Origin of the sequence: Comamonas squillarum (assembly GCF_025309455.1) — a bacterium.
GTDB lineage: Bacteria > Pseudomonadota > Gammaproteobacteria > Burkholderiales > Burkholderiaceae_C > Comamonas > Comamonas squillarum.
Window position 1 is genome coordinate 2,537,464 of record NZ_CP104377.1, and the last position, 26,057, is coordinate 2,563,520.

The 26,057-nt window shown below is 62.9% G+C and carries 18 protein-coding genes; 1 reads left to right on the forward strand and 17 read right to left on the reverse strand.

Features of this window, described 5'->3' with window-relative positions; translation table 11 throughout:
- Positions 1–566: 566 nt before the first annotated feature.
- The gene (locus N4T19_RS11800) at positions 567–1,730 is read left to right on the forward strand and encodes a trypsin-like peptidase domain-containing protein (protein ID WP_116927099.1); all 1,164 of its coding nucleotides are present in this window, start codon (positions 567–569) and stop codon (positions 1,728–1,730) included.
- A gap of 206 nt (positions 1,731–1,936) precedes the next feature.
- Here N4T19_RS11800 and tatC read toward each other — a convergent pair whose 3' ends face one another.
- The 17 genes from tatC to N4T19_RS11885 all read right to left on the reverse strand — a co-directional run bounded on the left by tatC (position 1,937) and on the right by N4T19_RS11885 (position 26,046).
- On the reverse strand, positions 1,937–2,731 hold the full coding sequence (gene tatC / locus N4T19_RS11805; RefSeq protein WP_116927100.1) for a twin-arginine translocase subunit TatC: 795 nt from the start codon (positions 2,729–2,731) through the stop codon (positions 1,937–1,939).
- 138 nt (positions 2,732–2,869) lie between these two features.
- Positions 2,870–3,391 carry a Sec-independent protein translocase protein TatB gene (gene tatB, locus N4T19_RS11810; protein ID WP_116927101.1) on the reverse strand — a complete coding sequence of 174 codons (522 nt, stop codon included), beginning with the start codon at positions 3,389–3,391 and terminating at the stop codon, positions 2,870–2,872.
- 65 nt (positions 3,392–3,456) lie between these two features.
- A complete protein-coding gene (tatA, locus tag N4T19_RS11815; protein WP_021027787.1) occupies positions 3,457–3,708 on the reverse strand; it encodes a Sec-independent protein translocase subunit TatA in 252 nt (83 codons plus the stop codon).
- 103 nt (positions 3,709–3,811) lie between these two features.
- Positions 3,812–4,168 (reverse strand): histidine triad nucleotide-binding protein, encoded by a 357-nt coding sequence (locus N4T19_RS11820; protein WP_116927102.1) that lies wholly within the window; start codon positions 4,166–4,168, stop codon positions 3,812–3,814.
- Between the two features lie 90 nt (positions 4,169–4,258).
- Positions 4,259–5,269: a patatin-like phospholipase family protein gene (locus tag N4T19_RS11825; protein WP_409935203.1), complete on the reverse strand. Its 1,011-nt coding sequence runs from the start codon at positions 5,267–5,269 to the stop codon at positions 4,259–4,261.
- 91 nt (positions 5,270–5,360) lie between these two features.
- Positions 5,361–5,750 carry a DUF4870 family protein gene (locus N4T19_RS11830; protein ID WP_260720252.1) on the reverse strand — a complete coding sequence of 130 codons (390 nt, stop codon included), beginning with the start codon at positions 5,748–5,750 and terminating at the stop codon, positions 5,361–5,363.
- On the reverse strand, positions 5,747–6,124 hold the full coding sequence (locus tag N4T19_RS11835; RefSeq protein ID WP_116927104.1) for a phosphoribosyl-ATP diphosphatase: 378 nt from the start codon (positions 6,122–6,124) through the stop codon (positions 5,747–5,749). The genes N4T19_RS11830 and N4T19_RS11835 overlap by 4 nt, the downstream gene beginning before the upstream one ends.
- 88 nt (positions 6,125–6,212) lie before the next feature.
- Positions 6,213–6,611 (reverse strand): phosphoribosyl-AMP cyclohydrolase, encoded by a 399-nt coding sequence (hisI, locus tag N4T19_RS11840; protein WP_182328367.1) that lies wholly within the window; start codon positions 6,609–6,611, stop codon positions 6,213–6,215.
- A 110-nt stretch (positions 6,612–6,721) separates the two neighbouring features.
- Complete coding sequence (locus N4T19_RS11845; RefSeq protein WP_260720253.1) at positions 6,722–19,012, reverse strand: beta strand repeat-containing protein; 12,291 nt, start codon at positions 19,010–19,012, stop codon at positions 6,722–6,724.
- Between the two features lie 816 nt (positions 19,013–19,828).
- A complete protein-coding gene (gene hisF, locus N4T19_RS11850; RefSeq protein WP_021026068.1) occupies positions 19,829–20,608 on the reverse strand; it encodes an imidazole glycerol phosphate synthase subunit HisF in 780 nt (259 codons plus the stop codon).
- 139 nt (positions 20,609–20,747) lie between these two features.
- Positions 20,748–21,758, reverse strand: coding sequence for a UDP-glucose 4-epimerase GalE (galE, locus tag N4T19_RS11855; RefSeq protein WP_260718172.1), 1,011 nt, complete (start codon positions 21,756–21,758; stop codon positions 20,748–20,750).
- Between the two features lie 337 nt (positions 21,759–22,095).
- Positions 22,096–22,842, reverse strand: coding sequence for a 1-(5-phosphoribosyl)-5-[(5-phosphoribosylamino)methylideneamino]imidazole-4-carboxamide isomerase (gene hisA / locus N4T19_RS11860; protein WP_116926416.1), 747 nt, complete (start codon positions 22,840–22,842; stop codon positions 22,096–22,098).
- Positions 22,843–22,865: 23 nt separating this feature from the next.
- Entirely contained in the window at positions 22,866–23,534 is a 669-nt protein-coding gene (gene hisH, locus N4T19_RS11865) for an imidazole glycerol phosphate synthase subunit HisH (protein ID WP_182343486.1), read from the reverse strand.
- A gap of 43 nt (positions 23,535–23,577) precedes the next feature.
- Positions 23,578–24,207: an imidazoleglycerol-phosphate dehydratase HisB gene (gene hisB / locus N4T19_RS11870; protein WP_021026072.1), complete on the reverse strand. Its 630-nt coding sequence runs from the start codon at positions 24,205–24,207 to the stop codon at positions 23,578–23,580.
- Positions 24,204–25,322 carry a histidinol-phosphate transaminase gene (gene hisC / locus N4T19_RS11875; RefSeq protein WP_116926419.1) on the reverse strand — a complete coding sequence of 373 codons (1,119 nt, stop codon included), beginning with the start codon at positions 25,320–25,322 and terminating at the stop codon, positions 24,204–24,206. Before hisC ends, hisB begins: the two co-directional genes overlap by 4 nt.
- A 26-nt stretch (positions 25,323–25,348) precedes the next feature.
- Complete coding sequence (locus N4T19_RS11880) at positions 25,349–25,789, reverse strand: PIN domain-containing protein (RefSeq protein ID WP_182343488.1); 441 nt, start codon at positions 25,787–25,789, stop codon at positions 25,349–25,351.
- On the reverse strand, positions 25,786–26,046 hold the full coding sequence (locus N4T19_RS11885) for a DUF6364 family protein (RefSeq protein WP_116926421.1): 261 nt from the start codon (positions 26,044–26,046) through the stop codon (positions 25,786–25,788). The genes N4T19_RS11880 and N4T19_RS11885 overlap by 4 nt, the downstream gene beginning before the upstream one ends.
- Positions 26,047–26,057 lie beyond the last annotated feature (11 nt).

The window sequence follows — 26,057 nt, forward strand, 5'->3', positions numbered from 1 at the left end:
CAGAGCAGGACAGCGCAAAGCGCAGCGCGTTATGGGCGCATATCAAGGGGTTCGGCGAGACCCGGGATGGCGGGAGTCAGAGCCAGCGAGAGGAGAGATGGACCCGTTCGCAGGGAACCACGATGAGCAAAAGAGCGCAGTCAAAAGGTTGGGGAACCATTCTAGGTACTTACCCTTTGCTCTCTGCCGGTGTCACGAAAAGTATCCCTCGCCGCTAGGGCATGCCACCACAGCCGAACGCGCTGTCCACCCCCAGATTGTTCCGCAAGCAACTTATTTTGGAGAGCTTCGCCGCCAATCCAACAGATTGGTACCGTTTGGAGAACAATGTCGCAGCCATGACATCGCAAAAGACGATGGAATACATCGCAGATGACAGTGATATGCGCCAGAATGCGGGGAGTCCGCTGGCCGCCATGGGGCATCAACCCATGCATCCTGTGCACAGCAGCTAGCGACTTGGCAGCCCCTTGCCGCCAAGCCCGGTGCCATAATCAATGGCAATGCTCTGCGCCGCGCGGGGCTGTTAGCCAGACGCGGCCGCCCCACTCCCAACCCCAGGTTTTATGAAACGCCTCTGGCTTCTTTTCGCACAATCGGTCACTGTCTTGCTGGCCCTGTACTTTATCGTCGCCACCTTGCAGCCGGGCTGGCTGCAGCGCAACAATGCGGTACGCAGCAATGCGGGCATTGCGTTGATCGAGGCGCCGCAAAGCGAGGCCAACCGAGCCAGTGTGGCGACCAGCAGCTTCAGCCCTGCGGCCAAAAAGGCCTCGCCGGCGGTGGTCAGCATCAACACCAGCACGGCAGTGCGCCACCCGCGCGCCAATGACCCCTGGTTCCAGTTCTTCTTTGGCGACCAGGGCGTGCAAAACCAGGCAGGTCTGGGCAGCGGCGTGATCGTCAGCCCCGACGGCTATGTGCTCACCAACAACCATGTGGTCGAAGCGGCCGACGATATCGAGGTGACCCTGACCGATGGCCGCAAAGCCAAGGGCACGGTCATGGGCACCGATCCGGAAACCGACCTGGCGATCCTCAAGATCAGCCTGGACAAGCTGCCCGTCATCGTGCTGGGCAATTCGGACTCGGCCGAGGTGGGCGACCAAGTGCTGGCCATTGGCAACCCCTTTGGCGTGGGCCAGACCGTCACCAGCGGCATCATCAGCGCGCTGGGCCGCAGCGAGCTGGGCATCAATACCTTCGAGAACTTCATCCAGACCGACGCGGCCATCAACCCCGGCAACTCGGGCGGCGCACTGGTCGATGTCAACGGCAATCTGGTGGGCATCAACACGGCCATTTATTCGCGCTCCGGCGGCAGCATGGGCATTGGCTTTGCGATACCCGTCGCCCTGGCCAAGAATGTGCTCGACAGCATTGTGCGCGACGGCAAGGTGACGCGTGGCTGGATCGGCGTCGAGCCCAATGACCTGACACCCGAGCTGGCCGAGACCTTTGGCGTCAAGGCCGACAGCGGCGTGATCATCACCGGCGTGCTGCAAAGCGGGCCAGCTGCCAATGCCGGCATCCGCCCGGGCGATGTGATCACCCAGATCGGCGACATGCAGGTCCACCATGTGCAAAGCCTGCTGACTGCCGTGGCGGCTCTCGTGCCCGGCACCACCTCCGAAGTGCAGCTGCGCCGGGGTGACCAGAGCCTGACCCTGCCGATCACGCCCGGCACCCGCCCGGTCAACAACCGCGCGATGCCCCAAGGCCGGCGTTAAGCCCTGGCGAGGGGCGTTGGCAGCGCACTCGCCTTTGCACGTTGATCAAAGGGAGGTAGATCTGGGCCATCAAGCCCGGTCCCCGCAACGACGCCGCACCAGGCCCACCCCTGGCGCTGGCGCTGGCCCTGACCCACCAACAGCAAAGCCCCGGCTGACCTCAGGTCAGCACGGGGCTTTGGCGTATCTGGCCGGTGGGTAGGCGATCAGGCTGCGGCGTCCGTGTCCGCTTCTTCTTCCTTCTTGGGCTGGTTGCGCGAGAACCAGGTGGCACCCAGGATGCCAACCTCATACAGAATGCACATGGGCACGGCCAGCGAAATCTGCGAGAGCACATCGGGAGGGGTCACCACCGCCGCAATAACAAACGACAGCACGATGAAGTAACCCCGGAACGACTTGAGCTTGGCGATCTCCACGATGCCCAGGCGCACCAGCAGGATCACCACAATGGGGACCTGGAAGGCCAGACCAAAGGCCAGGTAGAGCGACAAAATGGCTTCGACATAGGAGGCAATATCTGGCGTGGCCGCCACGCTTGACGGCGTGAAATGCTGGATAAAGCCAAACATGCGATCGAGCACAAACAGCTGCACAAAGGCAATGCCGGCATAGGCCAGCAAGCTGCCAAAAAATATCAAAGGCAGCGCAAACTTGCGCTCATGCATGTAGAGGCCCGGGGCCACAAACGCCCAGAGCTGGTACATGATCCACGGCAAGGCCAGCAAAATGGCCGCCATGCCCAGTACCTTCAGCGGCACGATAAAGGGCGAGAACACGCCCACGGCAATCAGCTTGGCATCGGGCGGCATGTGCATCTTGATCGGATGCGCGATGAAGTTCATCAGCCCATCGGGGCCAGGCCAGAAGGCCAACAAAGCCAGGGCCACCAGCACGCCACCAATGCTGTAGAGCAGCCTATCGCGCAGCTCCATCAGGTGCTGCACAAAGGGCTGCTCGGTGCCGGCCAGCTCGTCTTCTTTAGAAGGGGTTTCGGACATGGGGATATCTGTTGCGGATCAAGGCCTCGCGGGAGCGCAGCGCGTTAGCGCAGGCTGCAGCGCCCCGGGCCGATGGAAATACCAGTGAGAAAACATGCCAACGCGCGGCTCCGGGAGCGGGCTGCGTTGCGGGCGCCATCACAGGCCTGACGAGGGCTTCTTGGGCCGAAAACGTGCCACGCGCGCCGCGCCTGACTGCACATGGGTGCGCACACCTGCCTGGTGCTTGTACCACTGGGGAGTGGCGCCGCGCTTCACGCGCCAGTTCTTGCGAGGGTGGTGGTAGACCGGAGCCACCGTCGATGCCGAGCCGCCGTCATAGCTCTCGGCATAGGGATCGGCGGTGTAGAAGCTGTCGTCGCTGCCCGATGAGGCCGTGCCATTGGCCTGGTCGTTGAGGTTTTTCTCGAAGTCTGCGGAGTTGGTGCGGATGGTGCTTTCCACATCACGCGCGGCCGACTCGACGTTCTCCTTCATCTTGCGCAGCTCGTCGAGCTCCATCGAGCGGTTGACCTCGGACTTGACGTCGTTGACATAGCGCTGCGCCTTGCCCAGCAATGTGCCTACCGTGCGCGCAACGCGCGGCAGTTTTTCAGGGCCAATGACGATCAGTGCCACCGCACCGATCAAGGCCATCTTGGAGATACCGAGATCAAACATTCCAACCCCATCGAATGCACAAAAGCGGTTGCTGCGGCTTGCCCACAGCCCCTGTCATGCGCACATCAGCCCTTGTTCTTGGCTTCGACGTCGATGGTGGTGTTCTTGTCGGCCGCAGGCGACTGACCCACTTGCTGTGCCGTGGTCGTCGTGGATGCAGCGGGCGAGGCGGATTCGCCGCCGTCCTTGATGCCATCCTTGAAGCCCTTGACGGCACCACCCAGATCGGTGCCGATGTTCTTGAGCTTCTTGGTACCAAATACCAGCACCACGATGAGCAGAACAATCAGCCAATGCCAAACAGAAAAGGAACCCATGAAATTCTCCTAGCGAATATGTGCATTTTAGACGCCTTGGGCATCTACCGGTTTCGTAATACTGTCACGTGGCCAGGGCTTCAGCCCGTGGCCAGCGCAGGGCTCAGCCCTTTTTCCAGGGCCGGGGGCCGCCCAGCAGGTGGATGTGCAGATGGTGCACCTCCTGGCCGCCCTCTTCGCCGGTGTTGACCATCAGCCGGAAACCCCCTTGCGGATAGGGATTGCAGCCGTTATCCAGCGCCAGTTGCGGCGCCTTGGCCAGCATGCGGCCCAACAAGGGAGCGTGTTCGGCACCCACCTGTGCCATCGAGGCGATGTGCAGCTTGGGCACCATCAGCAAATGCACGGGCGCGGCTGGATGGATGTCCTTGAACACCAGCATGTCCTCGTCTTCATAGACCTTGCTTGACGGAATCTGGCCGGCAATGATTTTGCAAAAAAGGCAATCAGGATCGTGCATAAACTTCTTATCTCTCAAAACAAGGGTGCCGCCGTCGCTGGCAACCCGCAGTAACCGGCACAAGCAGCAACTGTGCCAACAGGCAGTAGATTACACCTTGAAACCAGATCGCACACCAACATCCGCCCGGTGCCTGGTCAGCCAGTTCTCGCCGGAGACACGGCCCCGCTCGCACAGTTCGCGCACAAAAGGCGCATCCGAGCGGTTCTTGCTGGATGCGCCATAGCTCTTGAGCACAGCTCCCCCATCGACATGGTGCATCAGCATGTACTTGTAGCGCTCCCGGTCCAGCTTGCCTTCATCGAGCAGGCGGCGCACAAAGCCCATGGCGCGCAGCTCGGCCAGCAAGCTGGCGTTGAAGGTGATCTCATTGATGCGGTCCATGATCTCTTGGGCGTTGGTCGGCACCTCGTTGTATTCAATGGGGTTGAGCTGCACTAGCAGCACATCGCTGTTGCCCGTCTGGTAGATCAGCGGGTAGAGCAAGGGGTTGCCGGAGTAGCCGCCATCCCAGTAATACTGGTCCTTGATCTCGACCGCCTTGTACATCATCGGCAGGCAGGCCGAGGCCATCACCGCATCGGCCGTCAACCGCTTTCCACTGAAGACTTCGCCCTTGCCGGTGCGCACATTGGTGGCGCAGACAAATACCCGGGGCGCATTGCGGCCCTGCTCATGCTGGAGAAAGTCAAAATCCACGACCTTTTCCAGCAGCCGGCGCAAGGGGTTGATGTCGAGCGGATTGGTCTGGTAGGGCGAGAGCCACTGGCTCATCATGTCCCAGATGGCTTTGCCGGCCATCGGCACACCTGCCATCAGGCTGCCCATCGTGCCCACCCCTTCCCAAAACTGCTTGAGGCTCTCGCGGGCCGATTCACAGCCCGCGTCATGGGCTTTTCGCTTGTCGGTTTCGGTGGCTGCTGCCTTGCCGTAGCCATAGGCCATCACCACGGCGTTCATCGCCCCGGCGCTGGTGCCGCTCACACCTTCTATCCACAGGCTGCGGTCAGCCAGCAAGGCATCGAGCACCCCCCAGGTGAAAGCGCCGTGCGAGCCGCCGCCCTGCAAGGCCAGGCTGATAGGCGGTGTGTTTTCGTCCACCCCCTTGGAGCGGAGCACCCGCTTGGGCGCTTCGGCCTCTGCGGGGGCCGGCGTCTGCGGCATCTCCGGCGTCTCGGAGGCGGGCGTGTGGCTAGCCATTGATCGCCTGGTCTTTGTTCATCGCCAACATGCCGCGCACGATGCGGTAGAGAAACCAGACGGAAATGAGAGTCCAGGCAATCCAGCCCGGAACGACGAACAGGAACCACAGCGGCGCAGTGATGACATACAGCACGCCGGCCCAGATGACGCTGCGGATGCGCCAGGAAAAATGGCTTTGCTGCCAGGTACCCTGCGCATCACTGCGCTTGACCAGATCAATCACGAGCGCGATCAGCAGCAGCACGATGCTGGCCTGTGCGGTGGGCACCACCGCTGCCACGGCCACAATCAGGTGCAGCAGATAGCTGACCCAGCCCCAGGTTTTGAGGCTCTCCATCGCGGCCGAATCAACGGTCTTCACGTCAACGACATCGTTCATGCGGAACTCCCTTCTTCAGCTTCACGGTCTTTTACCTTGCGCATCGCCTTTTCTTCCAGGCCACTCAAGCCTTCGCGGCGCACCAGTTCGTTCACCACATCGGCGGGGCTCAGGCCATAGTGGGCCAGCGCCACCATCGTATGAAACCACAGATCGGCCACTTCGTACACCAGCTTGGAGGCTGGCGCGCCATGGTCCACATCCTTGGCGGCCATCACCACTTCGGTCGCCTCTTCCCCGACCTTCTTCAAAAAGGCATCCGGGCCCTTGTGCAGCAGGCGCGCCACATAGCTGGCCTCGGGATCGCCACCATTGGCGGGTTTGCGCGACTCCAGCACCTCGGCCAGGCGCATCAACGCATCGGTAGAGGACATGGCAGCAGAAACAGAGGTATCGGTCATAGCGAAAATATAGCGAAGCAGCCGCCCAGGGCGGCCGAAGAAGACAGTGCCCAAACAGGGATTATTTGTAGATCGATTCCGGGTCTTTCAAGACCGGGTCAACCGCTTGCCACTGGCCATCGCGCAACACGCTGTAAAAACAGCTGTGGCGCCCGGTATGGCAGGCAATGCCCGGCTCATGTCCCGTCTGGGTCACGCTCAGCAGCACCACATCGTTGTCACAGTCGATGCGGATCTCATGCACGGTCTGCACATGGCCGGACTCCTCGCCCTTGAACCACAGCTTGCCGCGGGAGCGGCTGAAGTACACCGCCCGGCCGAGCTCGGCCGTATGGGCCAGCGCTTCGCGGTTCATCCAGGCAAACATCAGCACATCCTTGGTGTGCTGCTCCTGCGCAATGACGGGCACCAGGCCCTGCGCGTCCCATTTCACTTGATCGAGCCAGTTCATGCGAGGAATTGTCTCGCATTCAATGCAGTTGTGCGCAATGCAGGGAGAAAACAGCCGCAAAAGAAACCGGCCCGGTGCAAGCCATGCAACCGGGCCGGAGAGGCTAACGCTCAGAACGGTCAGTCCTGGGGACGACGGCCCTGGCGCTGTGGCAGGGCCTTGCCCGCCAACAGCATCAGCAGCAGCGCCATCAAGGCCATGGCCCATGCCGCATTCACAGGCACCCGCTTGACATCCGTTGGCGGGGTGTTGATAAACACCGCCGACGCGGAGGCCTCGCTATTGGCGGCCGAAGGATCAAACACATCGCTGCTGGCGCGGGTCGTGATGGTGATAGCAGCGGTCGAGGTCGGCGTGAACTTGGTGGTACAGGAGATCGACTCACCCACTGCCAGTGCCGCCACCGGCTGGGTCGGCGTGCAGACAGTCACCGCACCGGCAGGCGCGCCGCTGACGTCACAACGTGCATTGGTCGCCGTGGCTGACCCTGCATTGCGGCAGATGGAAGTCAGCGTGAACTCCACACCCACCTTCGCATCGATGGTTGCAGGCATGCTCACTTGCATATCGGCAGCTTGCGTCGGCGTACTGACCGAGCAGGCGGCGCTGCAGCTGCCCGCTGCACTGCTGCCTACGGTGTTGACCACATTGGAGCTGGTCACCGCGTCGTCCACGCGCACCGTGTACTCAAAGGCCACCGTGCCCGGCGCTTGTGGGCTGCCGCCCGGCACCGTCGCTGGCTGCGTGCAGCTGCTACCTGCGGCCACGCAACCCGCCGTCCAGCCTTCGTCCGCGCCGACATAGCGGGTACCCGCAGGCACCGTCTCCGTCAACACCGTCGAGCCAGGCGTGCCGCCCGTGTTGCTGACCTGCACCTGGTAGGTCAGCTTGTCACCGGGCTTGATCACATAGCCTGCAGGCACGGGCGCATCGTTGACCTTCACCAGCACATTCGTCACCGTCACTGCCGATGGTGTGTTGCCGTTGACGGCCTTGGCATCGCTGTTGTTGGCGGTGTCGCTTTCGTAGCTTTGCGTTGCTGCCGTCATGCTGGCGCTGATCGCACCCTCTGCCGCAGCAAAGGTCGCCGTGCAGCTGAGACTTCCGCCTACCGCCAGGTTGGTGTTGGCATCGCAGATTGCGGCAATGCTCGCGCCACCATTGTTCACGGTCATCACGCAGCTTGCATTGAGGGCCTCCACCGGTCCATTGTTGGTGCACTGGCCAGTGATGGTGATGCTTTGACCCACCACCACGGCGCCAGACGGGATCGTCGTGATCTGCGCTTGCATGTCCGCCACAGCATTGGCCGTCTCTGCTGAGCAGCCACCGGCCGCGCAAGCGGCTGGCACATCGCTGGTCACCGTATTGATGATCTTGCCGCTACTGGTCGCAGGCACAAGCACCTCCACCGTGAACGCAACGGTCTCCTCACCGGCCACACCTTCTGCGCTTTGCGCGGGCACCGTCAGGCTTTGCGTGCAGGTGCTGGCCGCTGCATCGCAAGCCTGTGGAGCCGGGCTCCAGCCCTGGTCGGGGTTGGACGCACCGCCGCCGACAAACTTGGTGCCTTCTGGCACAGTCTCGGTCAGCTCCATGGTGCTGGCAGTACCGCCCGCATTGGTCACCCGCAGGTGGTAGGTCAGCGTGTCGCCGATCTTGGCTGCGTAGTTGGCGGGGACTGCCGCACCGTTGACTTGCGCCAGGGTCTTGGCGATGTTCAGCTCCGCCGGCGTGTTGACCTTGACGGTCCTCGTCGCCGTGTTGTTGCCCGGTGCGCCATCGTACAAGTCATTGCTGGTGGACACGCTGACCGCATAGTCACTGGCCGCGCTTGGCGTGAGCTTGGTGGTGCAGGTGATGCTGTCGCCCGATGCCAGCGTTGCGGCTGGCGTCGTTGGTGTGCAAGTCGTCACTGCACTGGCAGGAGCAGTCACCACGCAAGCCGCGTTCAAGGCCGTTTGCGGGCCATTGTTCTTGCAGATGCTGGTGTAGATCAGTTCAACACCGGTCGTGCTGGTCGTGCCCGGCGTCACGGTCACGGTGGCCTGCATGTCTGCATGCTGCGTGCCGGTGGTCACCTGGCAGCTGCTGCAGCTGCCGACACTGCTGGTAGCCGTGTCAACGATGCTCGCCGTGCTGCCAGGGCCGGCCACGGTGACAGTGTAGGTAACGGTGCTCGTTTGGCCCGCGCCCACTGCCACCGTCTGGCTGCAGGTGCTGGAAGCCGCAGCACAACCTGCACTCCAACCCTCACCCGTGCCGGTGTAGGTGGTACCTGCTGGCACGGTCTGGCCGACATCGGTGCTGGCGGCCGTGCCGCCGCTGTTCACCACCGTCACGGTGTAGGTCAAAACATCACCGGGCTTGACCAGATAACCGGCCGGCACTGCTGCGCCGTTCACGGCGGTCAACACATTGGTGGTCACCAGGCTGGCTGCGGTGTTACCCACCGTCGACTTGGTGTCCATGTTGTTGGCCGTGTTGCTTTCATAGCTTTGCGTTGCTGCGTTGATGGTCGCACTGATGTCGCCTTGGGCTGCGGTGAAAGTAGCCGTACAGCTGACGCTCTCGTTCATTGCCAGATTCGCATTCGCACCACAGGTCGCAGCAATGCTGGTCCCGCCGTTGTTCACGGTCATCGCGCAGCTGGCGTTGACCGCATTGGCCGGGCCATTGTTGGTGCACAGGCCGGTAATGGTCACGCTTTGACCCACCACCACAGCCGAGGCTGGGATGTTGGTGATCTGCGCTTGCATGTCCGCGACGGCGTTGGCGGTCTCCACCGCGCAGGTGTTGCCTGCGCAAGCAGCTGTAATGTCGCTCACAACCGTGTTGGTGATCTTGCCGTTGCTGGTCGCAGGCGCTATCACTTCCACCGTGAACTCAAGCGTTTGCTCACCAGGCACAGCAGGAGTCGCTGTGCTCTGTGCTGGCACCGTCACGCTCTGCGTGCAGGTGCTGGCTGCTGCCGCGCAAGCCTGTGGCGCCTGGCTCCAGCCTTGTTCAGGATTCGAAGCTCCACCGCCCACAAACTTGGTGCCTTCTGGCACGGTCTCGGTCAGGACCGTGGTTCCCGCAGTGCCGCCGGTGTTGGTGACCAAGATGGCGTAGGTCAGCGTGTCACCGATCTTGGCGGCATAGTTGGCAGGCACAGCAGCGCCGTTCACTTGCGCCAAGGTCTTGACGATATGCAGATCTGCAGGTGTGTTCACCTTGACGGTAGTCGTAGCTGTGTTGTTACCTGCCGAGGCGTCATACAAGGTATTGCTGGTAGCTACGCTCACCGCATAGTCACCGGCTGCACTAGGCGTAAGCTTGGTGGTGCAGGTGATGCTGTCACCCGATGTCAGCGTTCCTGCTGGCGTCGTAGGCGTGCAAGTCGTCACTGCACCGGCAGAAGCGGTCACCACACAGGCTGCGTTCAAGGCCGTTTGTGGGCCATTGTTCTTGCAGATGCTGGTGTATGTCAGCTCAACACCGGTCGTGCTGGTCGCGCCTGGCGTCACCGTCACGGTGGCCTGCATATCTGCATGCTGCGTGTCAGTGGTGACTTGGCAAGTCGTGCAGGTACCTACCGAGCTGGTAACCGTATCAACGATAGTGGCTGTGCTTCCTGGGCTGGCAACGGTCACCGTGTACTGCAGGGTGGTGGTCTGGCCAGCACCGACTGCCACTGTTTGCGCGCACTGCGTGCCCGCTGCCGTGCAACCTGCGCCCCAGCCTTGGCCGGCGCCTGTGTAGGTCGTGCCTGCGGGTACGGTCTGGCCCACGTCGGTGCTGCCAGCAGTGCCGCCGCTGTTCACCACCGTCACGGTGTAGGTCAGCACATCACCGGGCTTGGCTAGGTAGCCAGCTGGCACGGGGCTGCCATTGACCAAGGTCAGCACATTGGTGGTCGCCAGGCTCGCTGGCGTATTGCCCACTGTGGACTTGGTGTCCGTGTTGTTGGTGATATTGCTTTCGTAGCTTTGCGTTGCTGCGTTGATGGTCGCACTAATGTCGCCTTGGGCTGCCGTGAAGGTGGCCGAGCAGCTCAGCGTCTCGCTCACTGCCAAGGTCTTGGCTGCGTCGCAAGTCGCGTTGATAGTGGAGCCACCATTGCTGATCACCATGGCGCAGCTGGCGTTGACCGCATTCGCTGGGCCATTGTTGGTGCATAGGCCAGCGATGGTGACGCTTTGACCCACGACTACTGCCGAGGATGGGATGTTGGTGATCTGAGCTTGCATGTCGGCGACGGCGTTGGCGGTCTCCACCGCGCAGGTGTTGCCTGCGCAAGCAGCTGTAATGTCGCTCACAACCGTGTTGGTGATCTTGCCGTTGCTGGTCGCAGGCGCTATCACTTCCACCGTGAACTCAAGCGTTTGCTCACCAGGCACAGCAGGAGTCGCTGTGCTCTGTGCTGGCACCGTCACGCTCTGCGTGCAGGTGCTGGCTGCTGCCGCGCAAGCCTGTGGCGCCTGGCTCCAGCCTTGTTCAGGATTCGAAGCTCCACCGCCCACAAACTTGGTGCCTTCTGGCACGGTCTCGGTCAGGACCGTGGTTCCCGCAGTGCCGCCGGTGTTGGTGACCAAGATGGCGTAGGTCAGCGTGTCACCGATCTTGGCGGCATAGTTGGCAGGCACAGCAGCGCCGTTCACTTGCGCCAAGGTCTTGACGATATGCAGATCTGCAGGTGTGTTCACCTTGACGGTAGTCGTAGCTGTGTTGTTACCTGCCGAGGCGTCATACAAGGTATTGCTGGTAGCTACGCTCACCGCATAGTCACCGGCTGCACTAGGCGTAAGCTTGGTGGTGCAGGTGATGCTGTCACCCGATGTCAGCGTTCCTGCTGGCGTCGTAGGCGTGCAAGTCGTCACTGCACCGGCAGAAGCGGTCACCACACAGGCTGCGTTCAAGGCCGTTTGTGGGCCATTGTTCTTGCAGATGCTGGTGTATGTCAGCTCAACACCGGTCGTGCTGGTCGCGCCTGGCGTCACCGTCACGGTGGCCTGCATATCTGCATGCTGCGTGTCAGTGGTGACTTGGCAAGTCGTGCAGGTACCTACCGAGCTGGTAACCGTATCAACGATAGTGGCTGTGCTTCCTGGGCTGGCAACGGTCACCGTGTACTGCAGGGTGGTGGTCTGGCCAGCACCGACTGCCACTGTTTGCGCGCACTGCGTGCCCGCTGCCGTGCAACCTGCGCCCCAGCCTTGGCCGGCGCCTGTGTAGGTCGTGCCTGCGGGTACGGTCTGGCCCACGTCGGTGCTGCCAGCAGTGCCGCCGCTGTTCACCACCGTCACGGTGTAGGTCAGCACATCACCGGGCTTGGCTAGGTAGCCAGCTGGCACGGGGCTGCCATTGACCAAGGTCAGCACATTGGTGGTCGCCAGGCTCGCTGGCGTATTGCCCACTGTGGACTTGGTGTCCGTGTTGTTGGTGATATTGCTTTCGTAGCTTTGCGTTGCTGCGTTGATGGTCGCACTAATGTCGCCTTGGGCTGCCGTGAAGGTGGCCGAGCAGCTCAGCGTCTCGCTCACTGCCAAGGTCTTGGCTGCGTCGCAAGTCGCGTTGATAGTGGAGCCACCATTGCTGATCACCATGGCGCAGCTGGCGTTGACCGCATTCGCTGGGCCATTGTTGGTGCATAGGCCAGTGATGGTGACGCTTTGACCCACGACTACTGCCGAAGCTGGGATGTTGGTGATCTGAGCTTGCATGTCAGCAACCGCATTGGCGGTTTCAACCGAGCAAGTACCGGAGGCACAAGCTGCAGCAATGTCGCTGCTCACGGTGTTGGTGATCTTGCCGTTCGTCGTAGCCGGTGCAACGACCTCTACGGTGAACTGCGCGGTCTGCTCACCAGCCACACCTTCGGCGCTTTGTGCTGGCACCGTCACGCTTTGCGTGCAGGTGCTAGCTGCCGCCACACAAGCCTGTGGTGTCTGGCTCCAGCCTTGAGTTACATCAGGAGCACTACCTCCCACAAACTTGGTGCCTTCTGGCACGGTTTCGGTCAGAACCGCCGTGCCCGCAGTGCCGCCCGTGTTGGTGACGACCATCGCATAGGTCAGCGTGTCGCCAATCTTGGCGGCATAGTTGGCCGGGACTGCCGCGCCATTGACCTGCGCCAAGGTCTTGACGATGCGCAGAGCCGCTGGCGTGTTGACCTTGACCGTCGCGGTGGCGGCATTGTTGCTCGTCACGGCGTCGTACAGGGTGTTGCTGGTAGCAACGCTCACGGCATAGTCACCCACCACGCTCGGTGTGAGCTTGGTGGTACAGCTGATGCTGTCGCCCGATGCCAAGGCGGCGGCCGGGCTGGTTGGCGTACAGGTCGTCACGGCACCAGCGGGTGCGGTCACCGTGCAAGCGGCGTTCAGTGCCGTTTGCGGGCCGTTGTTCTTGCAGATGCTGGTGTAGATCAGTTCCACACCGGTCGTGCTGGTCGCGCCTGGCGTCACCGTCACGGTGGCCTGCATGTCTGCATGCTGCGTGTCAGTGGTGACTTGGCAAGTCGTACAGCTGCCCACCGAGCTGGTGACGGTATCCACAATGGTCGCGGTGCTGCCTGGGCTGGCAACGGTGACGGTATACGTCACAGTGCTGGTCTGGTTCGCACCCACTGCCACGGTTTGTGCGCACTGCGTGCCCGCTGCCGTGCAACCTGCACCCCAGCCTTGGCCGGTACCTGTGTAGGTCGTGCCTGCGGGCACGGTCTGGCCCACATCGGTGCTACCTGCCGTGCCGCCACTGTTGGTTACGCTGACGGTATAGGTCAGCACATCCCCGGGCTTGGCCAGGTATCCCGCTGGTACGGGGCTGCCGTTCACGGCGGTCAAGACATTGGTGGCGGCCAGGCTCGCCGGTGTGTTGACTGACAGACTGTGGCTTGCGCAAGCAGTCGTGCTGCTGTTCACGCAGGTGAGACTGGGGTCCACGCCCGGAGCGCCCGAGCCCGTGGGATTGGTAGCAGCGTTGTTGACGACGGTACCACCGCTACTTGGCAAGGTGACGGTCAGCTCGATGCTGGCCGATGCACCGGCTGCCAGCGGGCTGGCAACGGTACAGGTCAGCAAGGCAGCGGCACTGCTGGGGAGCGCGCCGCAGCTGGCGCCAGTCACGGCAGTGGCCACCACGCCTGCAGGCAGCTTGTCCTTGACGATCAGGTTGCTGCCGGTGGCCAGTTGGCCACTGTTGCTCAGGGTCAGCGTGTAGACATAGCTGGAGCCAGTCAGCGCCGTGGCTGCGCCCGTCTTGCTCAGGCTGACATTGGCGGGAGTGCTGACGGCGGCCGTCGCGCTGGCGCACACCACATTGGCCGCATTGGTACAGGCCGGGCCAGGGTCCACACCGGGATTGCCGCTGCCCGATGGATGGGTCGCCGCATAGTTGACGACATTGCCACCGCCATTGGGCATGGTCACCGTCAGTTGGATGCTGGCAGAGCCGCCATCCGCAGCGATCGGATCGCTGACGGTACAGGTCAGCAAGGCACCTGCCGCACTGGGCAAGGTGCCGCAGTTGGCACCGGTAACGGCCGTGGCCACCATGCCGGTGGCGAGCTGGTCGCGCACCACCAGGTTGGAGGCCGTGGCGGTCTGGCCGCTATTGCTCAGCGCCAGCGTATAGACATAGCTGTTGCCAGACACGGCAGTGGCTGCGCCGGTTTTGGCCAGGCTGACATTGGCCGTGGTCTTGACGGCAACCGCACCGGTGGTGGGGTCGCAGGTCTCCGTGGTCGCTGCAGCCGTACAGCTGGGATCACCGCCACCGCCCAGATTGGCGGTGTTGGCAGCGCCAGCGCTGGTGGCCGATGATGCCACCGACACGGGAATGGTCAGCACATAGCTGCCATCGGCCAGGCCGCTGGCCAGTTGGCAAGCACCAATGCTGCTGCCACTGCTGCTGCAACCGCTCAAGGTCGCGGCACCACTCACGCTGGGCGCGCCTGACAAGGTCACGCCAGCGGGCAGGCTGTCGGCAATGCTGATCGCGGCGGTGGTGGGCCCATTGGACACACCAATGGTGATGCGGTAGCTCTGGCCGCTGGCACCCACGACAAAGCTGGTCGGCGATGCGGCCTTGGTCACGCTGAGCTTGGGGTAGATCGGCGTATTGGTAAAGGTACAGCTGATGTCATCACCGGCTTGGGGCACAACGGTGATGGAGGTGCCTGCACCCGAGGACACGCTGGTGCCGCCCGCCGTCGCATTGGTACAGCTGTAGGTGGTGGTGTAACGGGCCAGGTTGGCCGCAGGCGTGCCGGCGGCAGTTTCGGTCAGCAGGTAGCTGGTGCCAGCCGTCGCGGTGGCCGGGCCTGCCGACGCCGTGGTTTGTGTGCCGCTGGTGGTGGCGCTAGGGCCACCGTTGTTGATGCCTACGGTGAACTGGTCGGTGCCGAGAATGCGGCCCGCCACGACGGTGCTGACCGTCAGCTTGGGCGCAATGGCGCTGTTGCTGAAGGTACAGCTGATGTTGTCGCCCGCCTGAGGGGTCAGGTTGAAGCTGGTGCCCGTGCCCGCAGGCATGGTGGTGCCGGCAACGCCCGTGTTGGTACAGCTGTAGCTGCTGTTGTAGCGCGTCAAGTTGGCGCCAGCGGCTGCCACTTCATTCAGTGTGTAGCTGGTGCCGGCGGTGGCCGTGTAGGTCGTGGTGCTGGCCGAGGTTGCCGTGCCGGTGGTCGATGCCGTGGGGCCACCATTGCTGATGGCGATCGTGAACTGGTCCGAGGACAGTGCGCGCGAGGCAATGCTCTTGACCAGGGTCAGGCGCGGCGCGATCGGGGTATTGCTGAACGTACAGGTGATGGCATCGCCCGCCTGCGGGGTCACATTCACGGTGGTGCCGGTGCCCGGCGCCACCGAGGTGCCGCCTGCGGTGGCATTGGTACAGGCGTAGGTGGTGGTGTAGCGCGCCAGGTTGGCCGTGCCGGCAGCCGTTTCGCTCAGTGCATAGCTGGTGCCCGGCGTTGCCGCGAAGGCAGCGGTGCTTGCGCCGGTGGCCGTGCCCGAGGTCGTCGCAGTGGGGCCGTTGCTGATGGCCACGGTGAACTGGTCGGTACTGGCGGCACGGCTTGCCACGTTGGCAACCACCGTCAAGGTGGCCGATGGCACCACCGGGATCGAGTCTGTGGCGCAACCGACGGTCGGCGTATTGAGCGCGGTACAGGCGGCCGCCGTCGTGCTGGTGGGATAGCTGCTGGTGGTGGGGTCGGTGTTGTCGGTACCCACCTGCGCCTTGTTGACCAAGGTGGTGCTGGTGGTCGCCGAGACCGTGGCAGTCACGGCGATGGTGGCGCTGGTGCTGGCGGCCAATGCGCCGCCAGTGTTGTTGCAGGTCAGCACATTGCTGTCAGCGCCCGAGCCCATCGCACAGGTAAAGATACCCTGGGTGGCGTTCACGGTGAAATTGCTGAGCCCCGCGGGGAACACATCGACCACGCGCACGGTATTGGCCAAGGCCTCGGCGGTCGCGGAGTTGGCGACCGTCAGCGTAAAGGCCACCGTATCGCCAGGCGCCTTGCTCTGCGGATTGGCGTGGGCCTTGGTCAGCCGCAGCGTCGGCGGTGTTTGCGCCGTGTTCAGATCGATGGCGCAACCGGCTGGAATGCTGTTGTTGGTACAGGCATTGACCTGCGCGGTCGTGGGCGAGGTCGTAGCCAGCGTGGCGTCTCCGCCGCCGCCCATGCGCGCCTTGTTCATGTACTGGTCGCCGCTGGTCATCGCGCCCGCATTGGCCAGCAGGCTGAACTGGCTCACGCCGCCCGCCGCAATCGTGGTGGTCGAGGTACAGCTGACTTCCGTGTTGCTGAACCGGGTGCAGGTCCAGTCTGCGGCATTGGGGCCGGTCTTGGTGAGTGCAGCAGGCCAGTTCATCGGCGTGGGCAGCACATCGCGGAAGCTGATGGTGCCTACAGAGTTGGCGTCACCGGTGTTGCTGACCCGGAAAGCATAGGTGGTCGTGCCACCCACATAGATGCCAAAGCGGCCATCGTCCTTGGTCAGGCTCAGCTGCACACGCTTGACCGAATCGGTATCTGCCGCGCAGCCCGTGGCGATTTCAGAAGCCATCGCCGGAGAGCAGGTTTGCGTAGTGGCCACCGTGGGCGCATTGGGTTTGCTGGAATCACTGCCACCGCCAACGCGGGCGAGGTTGACCAAGGCGCTGGGCGCGGTACTGGCAATCGAGACCGGCAGCGAGATAGCGGCGTTGTCCCCGGCTGCAATCGGTGTGGAGCGGGTACAGCTGAAGCTTGTGGTGCCCGAGGTGTAGGTACAGCTAAAGCCGCCGCTGGTGAAGCTCGTTGCACCGGTATAGGTCATGCCCGTAGGCAGCACATCCACCACGGTGATTGTGCCCGCCGTGGGCGCATTGCCGACGTTGCTGACGGTCAACGCATAGGTGGTCGTCCCGCCGGCCAGCACCACATCGGTGTTATCGCTATTGGTGAGGCTGAGCAACGGCGAGTTCACCGCATCCACGTCAACGGCACAGCCTGCCGGGGACTGATTGCCGGTGCAGGCGTCCACCGCAGTTTCGGTCGGCGCACTGCGATTGAGCGGGTCACCGCCACCACCGATTTTTGCCCGGTTGGTGGCGATGGTACCCGTCGCTGTCTGCAGGCCAACATTGACCGTCACACCAAATACACTGCTGCCGCCTGCCGCGATGGCGGTGGAACTGGTACAGGTGATCACCCCGCCTCCTGCCGCGCCAGAACAGCTCCAGTTGGCGGCGTTGGCGCCCGTCAATGGTACGGCGCCCGCAGGAATCGTCACGCCCTGCGGCAGCTTGTCCACCACAGTGATCGTACCGCTGGAGGGAGACGCGCCTACATTGCTGGCGGTCAGCGTGTAAGTCGTTGACCCACCAGCATTCACGATATTGGCGCCATTGCTCTTGGTCAGGCGCAGGTCGATCGCGCAGGCAGCACCAGGCATGGTGCCAGGGGCACTGGGTGATTGGAACGAGGCAATGCCGCCCTGGTTGCCAAAGGCGCCATAGTTGTCGGTGGTGCCGTTGGTGGTGTAGCCCGGTGTGCCGCCGTTGATGGTGGTGGTAACCACCATGCTGGACGGAGAAAAAGCGATAAAGCCCCCACCGCCCCCGCCACCAGGGCCATGGCGGTTGCCCGCATTGGTCTGGTTGCCGGCCCAGGCGTTGCCGCCATCACCACCGCTGGCGTCGATCACCGCAGAGCCACCCTCGAGCGTGTGGATCACCACCGAGCCACCTGCACCGCCCCCGCCCGCCGCATCGTTTTGCACGTTGTAGCCATTGGCGCCGCGCACATCGATCACGCCGGTACCGGCGAGATTTTGCGCACGCAAAATAACAATGCCGCCGCCAGAGGCGCCGGAGGAGCAGCGGCCGCCCGTATCCGAGCAGGCAATGCCGTTGTTGCTGTAGGCCGTGTTGTCGGCGGTTCCATCATTGGTGCCACCTGCACCGCCACCACCGCCCAGGAAGATGCGGTTGAAAGCAGTGGTGCCTACATAGCCGCCGCCGCCGCGGCCTCCGCTGTCAACCAGCGGGTAGTTCCAGGGCCGGCCACCGACACCACCAGCGGCATAGTTGCCCCCGCCGCCGCCGCCCGAATTGAACTGGCCGTTGTTGGTGCCCGAAGGCGCGCCATCAGCACCACCACCGCCCGCGTTGCCCGGCGCGCCGCGTGCACGCGATCCACCTGGGTAGCCTTCTACGCTGTTGTCTACCGACGTGATGCCGTTCGCCGCTACCGCATTGACCGTCTTGGATCCATAGTTCGTGACCTTGTTGGCCATATAGCGAGGGGTCCCGGCAATGCCCTCTCCCTTGCCGCCGCCGCCACCTGCAGTGGCATAGGTTCCCATCCAATCCTCTCGTGAGCCCTGGACCGAGCCATTGCTGCCCACTGCACCCCGAAAGCCTTTGCCGGCCAGGAAAATCGCACGGTTGGCCTGGCTTTCCACCGTGGCCCCATTGAGGGTCAAGGTATCGCGCGCATCGATGGCCACGACGCCACCGGTGGCGCCGTTCCAGGCGGGGGCCGTCACGCCACTTACCGAGGCGCTGGTGTACTGGGGCACCCGCACAACCTGGTAGGTTTTTTGCCCAGAGGTCGTCGTCGCCACTGCATTACGGTAGGTATTGGTCAACGCAGGGGAAAACGTCACGGTCGAGCCCGAGACCGACACCACCTTCACAAACTCATAAAGACCGGAGCTGCCGACACTGGTCGAGCCCTGACCGCCACTGCCACTGTTGCCGTAGGCGCTGGAATTGACTGCATTGATGCTGGCGTCCTGCATCTGGATCACCAGCAACAGGTCATTGGCGGCCAGGGTTTTGCCTGCAGCGCCCGCTCTCTGCGTGCCGATGGTCAGACTGGTGCTGCCCGCTGCCAGCGTCGATGCTGCAGCGCCAGGAAAGTAATCATTCACAATCCCGGTGGCAGCACCCGCACCATCATTGCCCGGTGCCGCACACATCTGCGCCCAAACGCTGACAGGTAGAAGCAGCAATGCCACCAGCATGGCGGCGCGCGTACGTAACAAACGAAAAGCAGACAGGCAGGCGCACGCCTGCGTAACGCATATCCCAAACACCGACATAACCGACAACCCCCAGCCTCTTATGAGCGTCGCCAGGCCCGCGTCGGCAACGCTTTTTCTCATAGTTTTCTTGCAATTGCCTGCGGGTTTTACACCGATGCCCCTCGACAACCGAAACAAACTGTGACTAAAAATAGATAGATCGGGTTTATAGCAGCTTGGAATTACCGAGTGTGTTTCAACTTCGGAAACATTGTCAATTATTGCAAACTGTCATTTTTGATCGATTAAATCAATCACTTTTGCAGATGCGCAGATCACTAATGACGGCGAGAAAATGAAGGGCTCAGAACTGGCCTACCCGCACAGCGCGCAGCTCCCCTTGCTGACGCACCTTGACACCGCGCCGGTGGACCGGGCCCGCAGCCGCTCTGAACGGCCCGCGAATGCATAGACCCTAACAATGGCAGGCGACAAGCCCAGGCGCGCCGCCCCGTCGCGGGGGGTGCTTACGGGTAGATACAAGAGCAAGTCAGAAAGAAAAAAGACCCTGCACCGCCACCAGCACGAGACGGAAGGCTCCAACGCCAGAGATGCCGCCGGCCAAGGGCCCGTTGGCAGGCCGGGCAGCCGGGGCAGGAGCCAGAAACAGCAACGGCGCCGAAGGCGCCGTTGCTGGGGTCAATCCCAGAGTGAAAGCGGTGCTTACAGGCGCACGGGGATGCCGCGCTCGCGCATGCGCTCTTTGGCCTGCTGCACCGTGAACTCGCCGTAGTGGAAGATGCTGGCTGCCAGCACCGCATCGGCGCCGCCCTGCTGCACGCCATCGGCCAGGTGGTCGAGGTTGCCCACGCCGCCCGAAGCAATGACGGGCACGCCCACGGCATCGGCCACGGCACGGGTCAGTGCCAAGTCAAAACCGGACTTGGTGCCATCGCGGTCCATGCTGGTGAGCAAGATCTCTCCGGCGCCGCGCGCGGCCATGTCACTGGCCCAGCGGACAGCGTCCAGCCCCGTGTTCTTGCGCCCGCCGTGGCTGTAGACATCCCAGCCCTCGCCGCGCTCGATGACATCCTGGCCTTGGCGGCGCTTGGCGTCGATGGCAACCACAATGCACTGCGAGCCGTAGCGATCACTGGCGGCGTTGATGACGGCAGGGTCGGCAATGGCCGCAGAGTTGAAGCTGGTCTTGTCGGCACCGGCATTGAGCAGACGCCGCACATCGGCCACGGTGCGCACGCCGCCGCCCACGGTCAGTGGAATGAAGACCTGGCTGGCAACAGCTTCGATGATCGGCAAGATCAGATCGCGCCCATCGCTGGTGGCGGTGATGTCCAGAAAGGTCAGCTCATCGGCGCCCTGGGTGTTGTAGCGCGCCGCAATCTCCACCGGGTCGCCGGCATCGCGCAGTTCGACAAAATTGACACCTTTGACGACGCGGCCGCCGGTCACGTCGAGGCAAGGAATGATGCGTTTGGCAAGCATGGAAGATCTCGTGGCAGATGGGAGCGGTGGCAATAACGCCAGACGGGCAAAACGATAACACGCCCAGCCCTGGCGCGCAGGCTGCGGGCCAGAAAAACGCCTGGCGCGCTTGGGCCGCCAAGCGTTGGATCAGGATCCGTCAATGGACGCTGCGGCCGGTGCCAATCTGCCAGCGCCAGACATCTTCCATCATGCGGTCCAGACCCAGCTTGGGCTGCCAGCCCAGCTGCGTGCGTGCTTGCGAGATATCCGCCCAGCAGTGCGCTGCATCGCCTGCGCGGCGTGCACCGATGCGAAAAGGCACGGCACGGCCATTGGCATGCTCGAAAGCGCGCACCAGACCCAGCACCGAGGTAGGCTGGCCCGAGCCAATATTGAAGCGGGCCAGGCCCGCGTGGCCGCGCAGATACTGCAAGGTAGCGACATAGGCATGGGCCAGGTCTATCACATGCAGGTAGTCGCGCACCGGGGTGCCATCGGGCGTCGGGTAGTCGCCGCCATAGATGCGCAAACCATCGCGCTTGCCGGCAGCCACCTGGGCCAGATACGGCGCCACATGGGAAGACATGCGCGGCGGGTCCTCGGCAATCAGACCGCTCTCGTGGCAGCCCACGGCATTGAAGCTGCGCAGCAAAGCCATGCGCCAGCGCTTGGGCGAGGCTTCATCCAAGCTGCTGAGCACCTGCTCGACCATCAGGGCCGTCTGGCCATAAGGCGTGCTGGCAGACAACGGTGCGTCTTCACGAACGGGGTGCGGCGCCGGATCACCATAGACCACCGACGAGGACGACACCACCAGGTTGCGCAAGCCGGCGGTCTGCATGGCGCGCAGCAGGCCAATGGTGCCCGAGACATTGTTGTCGTAGTAGCGCAGTGGCTCGCGCGCGGCGTCCGCAGAAGCGGTGAGAAAGGCGCTGTGGATGACCGCATCGAAATGCTGTTCATCGAACAACTGCTCCAGCACCGCCACGTCGCGCACATCGGCATCGATGCAGGGCGGCGCAAAGCCCAGGATCTTGCCCAGCCGGGTGATGACCGAACGCCTTGCATTGCTGAAGTTATCCAGAATCAGGAACGGCATGCCGGCTTCAGCCAAGGCAATGCAGATATGAGAGCCAACATAGCCGGCTCCGCCAGTCACGAGTATCACAGGGGGCTTTCAAAGAGGTCTTGCAGAATGCGCTATCCAAGACTTCTATGGATTCTGGCATCCTGACCAAGCGTACATTGTCCAATAAGCCACAGTTATGGAAAACCTTTGTTGGTGATCAGAAGCAGCTCCAGGTAACAACTAGCATTTGTTGACATTCCTCAAATTTGTATTCACCACAGCGACTTAAAACGCGGTGTAGGCAAGGTCCCACAACCCTGGCGCGCGACAGCGGCCAATCCAGCACACAAACTGTTTCAATTAACACAAATATAAAAAAGGCCACCACTCCGGTGGCCTGGCTGCGCTGCCGTGTTGCAGAGCGTTTCTGCACCTGTCAGAGGCTGTCGCTCAATTGGTCCGCGCGCTCCTGGGCCGCTGCAAAGTCCAGATCACCGGTGTAGATGGCGCGGCCGCAGATGACGCCTTCGACGCCTTCGGGCTCGGCCATGCACAGCGCCTCGATATCGGCCATGCCCGACAGACCACCGGAGGCAATCACCGGAATCTTGATCGCCTGGGCCAGCTTGATGGTGGCGTCCATGTTGATGCCACTGAGCATGCCGTCACGGCCAATGTCGGTGTAGATGATCGATTCCACACCCCAGTCCTCAAAGCGCTTGGCCGTCTCGATGACCGAGTGCTGGGTGATCTTGCTCCAGCCATCGGTGGCGACCATCCCGTCCTTGGCATCGAGGCCGACGATGATGTGGCCGGCAAAGGCCGTGCAGGCGTTCTGCAAAAAGCCAGGGTCCTTGACCGCAGCGGTGCCGATGATCACGTACTGCATGCCGGCATCGATGTATTTCTCGATGGTGTCCAGGTCGCGGATACCGCCGCCCAGCTGCACCGGCAGCTCGTCGCCAAACTCCTTGAGGATGGCCTTGATGACTGGCAGGTTCTTGGGCTGGCCGGCGAAGGCGCCGTTGAGATCCACCAGATGCAGGCGGCGCGCGCCCGCATCGAACCAGCGGCGGGCGACCGCAACCGGGTCTTCGCCAAAGGTGGTGGATTGGTCCATATCGCCTTGCTTGAGGCGCACGCAGTGACCGTCCTTGAGGTCAATCGCAGGAATGAGCAGCATGGTAGTGGGCTGACGGTGAGAATTTAAGGGTTCCAGTGCAAGAAGTTGCGGTAGAGCGCCAGGCCCTGGTCCGCACTTTTTTCTGGATGAAACTGGGTGGCAAAGATGTTGTCCCGGCCAATGGCACAGGCAAAACGCTCGCCATACTCGGCCCAGCCGTGGCACTGGGCATCACTGGCAGGCGCCGCATAAAAGCTGTGGACAAAATAGAAATAGGACTGGTCGGGCACGCCTTGCCAGACCGGGTGGGGCTGGCCGCCATGGGCTTGCTGCTGCACCTGGTTCCAGCCCATCTGCGGCACCTTGTAGCGGCTGCCATCGGCCTGCGTACGGCCCGCCAGCTGGAACTTGCGCACCTGGCCGGCTATCAGGCCCAGGCCCGGGGTGTCGCCCTCTTCGCTGTGGTCCAGCAGCATCTGCATGCCCACGCACACGCCGAACATCGGCTTGTTGCGGGCCGCTTCCAACACGCTGTCCTGCAGGCCCGAGGCCTTGAGCTCGGCCATGCAGTCGCGCATCGCACCCTGGCCCGGCAGCACAATGCGGGTGGCGGCACGCACCACGTCGGGGTCGGCCGTCACCACCACGGCCACGGACGAGCCGGACGCCGCCGCCTGAACGGCCTGCGATACCGAGCGCAGATTGCCCATGCCGTAGTCCACCACGGCAACGGTATTGGATGAAGTTGTCATAGCTTGCAAGAAGTGAGTGTAGCGCCAGTCGCCAACGGCGGGCTTACAGCGATCCCTTGGTCGACGGAATCACGCCGGCCATGCGCGGATCATGCTCCAGCGCAAAACGCAATGCGCGCGCAAAGGCTTTGAAGATGGTCTCGCACTGGTGGTGGGCATTGAAGCCCTTGAGGTTGTCGATGTGCAAGGTCACGCCGGCATGGTTCACAAAGCCCTGGAAGAACTCGTATACCAGCTGCGTATCAAGCTGGCCAATGCTGCCAGCGGTGAACTTCACATCCATGTGCAGACCCGGGCGGCCGGAGAAATCTATCACCACGCGGCTGAGCGCCTCATCGAGCGGCACATAGGCATGGCCATAGCGGCGGATGCCCTTCTTGTCACCAATGGCCTTCGCAAAGGCCTGGCCCAAGGTGATGCCGATGTCCTCGACCGTGTGGTGGCCGTCGATGTGCAGGTCGCCCGCGCATTCAATGTCCAGGTCGATCAGGCCATGGCGCGCAATCTGGTCGAGCATGTGGTCCAGAAAACCGATGCCCGAGTTCAGCCGGGCCAGGCCCGTGCCGTCCAGGTTCACACGCACCTGGATACGGGTCTCGGCGGTATTGCGGGCCACTTCGGCCGTGCGGTGCAGCGGCGTGGCGGTCGATGGGGTGGGCACCAGATTATTCATACAGACTCCTTGAGCGCCGCCAGCATGCGGGCATTTTCTTCGCGGGTGCCCACGGTCAGCCGCAGGCACTGGGCCAGCAGCGGGTGCATGGCCGATACATTCTTGACGAGCACGCCACGCGCCTTCATCGCCGCCTGGGTCTTGCCCGCATCGTCCACGCGCATCAGCACCATATTGGCCTCCGACGGCCAGACCTTGCGCACACCGCCCAGCGCCTGCAGCGCATCGATCAGCGGCTGGCGTTCTGCCCGGATGGCGCTGGCCTGCTCGGCATACAGCGCCTCATGTTCCAGCGCAAAAATCGCCGTCTCGCAGTTGAGCACGCTGATGTTGTACGGGGGGCGGACCTTGTCGATCTCGTTGACGATGACTGCCGGCCCCACCAGGTAACCCAGGCGCGCGCCAGCCAGACCGAACTTGGACAGGGTGCGCATCAGCAGCACATGGCCATTGCGCGCGGGATCGGCACGCATCTGGTCGATCCAGCTGCGGCTGGCAAAGGGCTGGTAGGCCTCATCCATCACCACCAGCCCCCCCACGTCTGCGACGGCATCGATGACGGCCTGCACCTTGTCCTGGTCCCACAAGGTGGCGGTCGGGTTGTTGGGGTAGGCGATGTAGGTGATGGCGGGCTTGTGCGCGGCAATGGCGGCCTGCATCGCGGGCACATCCAGGTCAAAGTCTGCGGTCAGGTTGACGCCGACAAAGTCGAGGCCCTGCAGCTGGGCCGACATCGGGTACATGACAAAACCCGGCATAGGCGCGAGCATCTTGGCGCGGCCTTCGGCATGGGGCTGGGCGGTAGCCAGCGCCAGCAAGGTGATGATCTCGTCCGAGCCATTGCCCAGCAGCACGGCCGTGCCGGTGGGCGCGCCCACATAGTCGGCCAGCATTTTCTTGAGCGTCTCAAGGCGCTCGCCCGGGTAGCGGTTGATCTCCAGCGCGCCCAACCGCTCGCCCAGCTTTTGCTGCAGCGCGTCCGGCAGGCGGTAGGGGTTCTCCATGGTGTCCATCTTCAGCAGACCCTTGGAATCTTGCACATGGTAGGCCTGCATGGCACGCACATCGGCGCGGATGCGTTGCAGGGCCTGTTGGGACTTGTCTTGGGACGTCATCACATCACTCTTTCACATCAGGAATTTCAGGCTTTGGCCTGGACCGGTGCGGCTTGGCGCAACGGATGCACGATGGTCACGCCACCAAATTCGGCGCCATGGGGCAGGTAGAGGCTGAGCATTTGCTGGCAGCCACTGTGCTGGGCACAGGCCACCGCCAGGCAATCGCCAAAATCCAAGGCATGGCGCGCCTGCACGGCCCAGGCGGTCTCCAAGGTGGCGGCATCGGTTTTCCAGGGCGTCCAGCTCTGGTAGCGGCGGATGGCGGCGCGTGCATCGCCTTGGGACATGGGAGTGGCCGCCGTGGTGACCTGGTCGTAGAACTCACTGAGCGCCTGGTTGCCGGTGCGGCCGGTGCGGCTGCTCCACAGCAGATCGAGCCAGTCCAGCGTGGCCTGGTAGAGCGCCGCGTCCGAGACGTTTTCTGCGGCGACCAGCACCGAGGTATCGACAAACACGGTGCTCATGCCCCCTCCTGCCCGGTCTTGCGGCGGCCACCGATTTTGCGTGCCGCAGCGGCGCCACCCGGAGGCGTTGCACCGCCTTGCCAGCTGCGCTCATCGGTGCGCCAGGCCAGGTAGGCGCGCTCGTAGGCGTCCTCACGCTGCTGGAGCTCGGCCATAAAATCTCCGACCATGCGTGAGACGCTGGTGCCGCGCCGTGCGGCCTCGACCCGGGCCCATTCCAGCACGCTGTCTTCCACAGTGATGGTGAGATTTTTCATGCGGCCAATTT

What these genes read in the sequence shown, in the direction of transcription:
- tatC (WP_116927100.1), bottom strand. Translation starts at nt 2,731, where the DNA reads ATGTCCGAAACCCCTTCTAAAGAAGACGAGCTGGCCGGCACCGAGCAG.
- hisC (WP_116926419.1), bottom strand. Translation starts at nt 25,322, where the DNA reads ATGACGTCCCAAGACAAGTCCCAACAGGCCCTGCAACGCATCCGCGCC.
- N4T19_RS11800 (WP_116927099.1), top strand. Translation starts at nt 567, where the DNA reads ATGAAACGCCTCTGGCTTCTTTTCGCACAATCGGTCACTGTCTTGCTG.
- hisB (WP_021026072.1), bottom strand. Translation starts at nt 24,207, where the DNA reads ATGAATAATCTGGTGCCCACCCCATCGACCGCCACGCCGCTGCACCGC.
- hisH (WP_182343486.1), bottom strand. Translation starts at nt 23,534, where the DNA reads ATGACAACTTCATCCAATACCGTTGCCGTGGTGGACTACGGCATGGGC.
- N4T19_RS11830 (WP_260720252.1), bottom strand. Translation starts at nt 5,750, where the DNA reads ATGAACGATGTCGTTGACGTGAAGACCGTTGATTCGGCCGCGATGGAG.
- N4T19_RS11835 (WP_116927104.1), bottom strand. Translation starts at nt 6,124, where the DNA reads ATGTCCTCTACCGATGCGTTGATGCGCCTGGCCGAGGTGCTGGAGTCG.
- tatB (WP_116927101.1), bottom strand. Translation starts at nt 3,391, where the DNA reads ATGTTTGATCTCGGTATCTCCAAGATGGCCTTGATCGGTGCGGTGGCA.
- hisF (WP_021026068.1), bottom strand. Translation starts at nt 20,608, where the DNA reads ATGCTTGCCAAACGCATCATTCCTTGCCTCGACGTGACCGGCGGCCGC.
- hisA (WP_116926416.1), bottom strand. Translation starts at nt 22,842, where the DNA reads ATGCTGCTCATTCCTGCGATTGACCTCAAGGACGGTCACTGCGTGCGC.
- N4T19_RS11820 (WP_116927102.1), bottom strand. Translation starts at nt 4,168, where the DNA reads ATGCACGATCCTGATTGCCTTTTTTGCAAAATCATTGCCGGCCAGATT.
- tatA (WP_021027787.1), bottom strand. Translation starts at nt 3,708, where the DNA reads ATGGGTTCCTTTTCTGTTTGGCATTGGCTGATTGTTCTGCTCATCGTG.
- N4T19_RS11880 (WP_182343488.1), bottom strand. Translation starts at nt 25,789, where the DNA reads ATGAGCACCGTGTTTGTCGATACCTCGGTGCTGGTCGCCGCAGAAAAC.
- N4T19_RS11885 (WP_116926421.1), bottom strand. Translation starts at nt 26,046, where the DNA reads ATGAAAAATCTCACCATCACTGTGGAAGACAGCGTGCTGGAATGGGCC.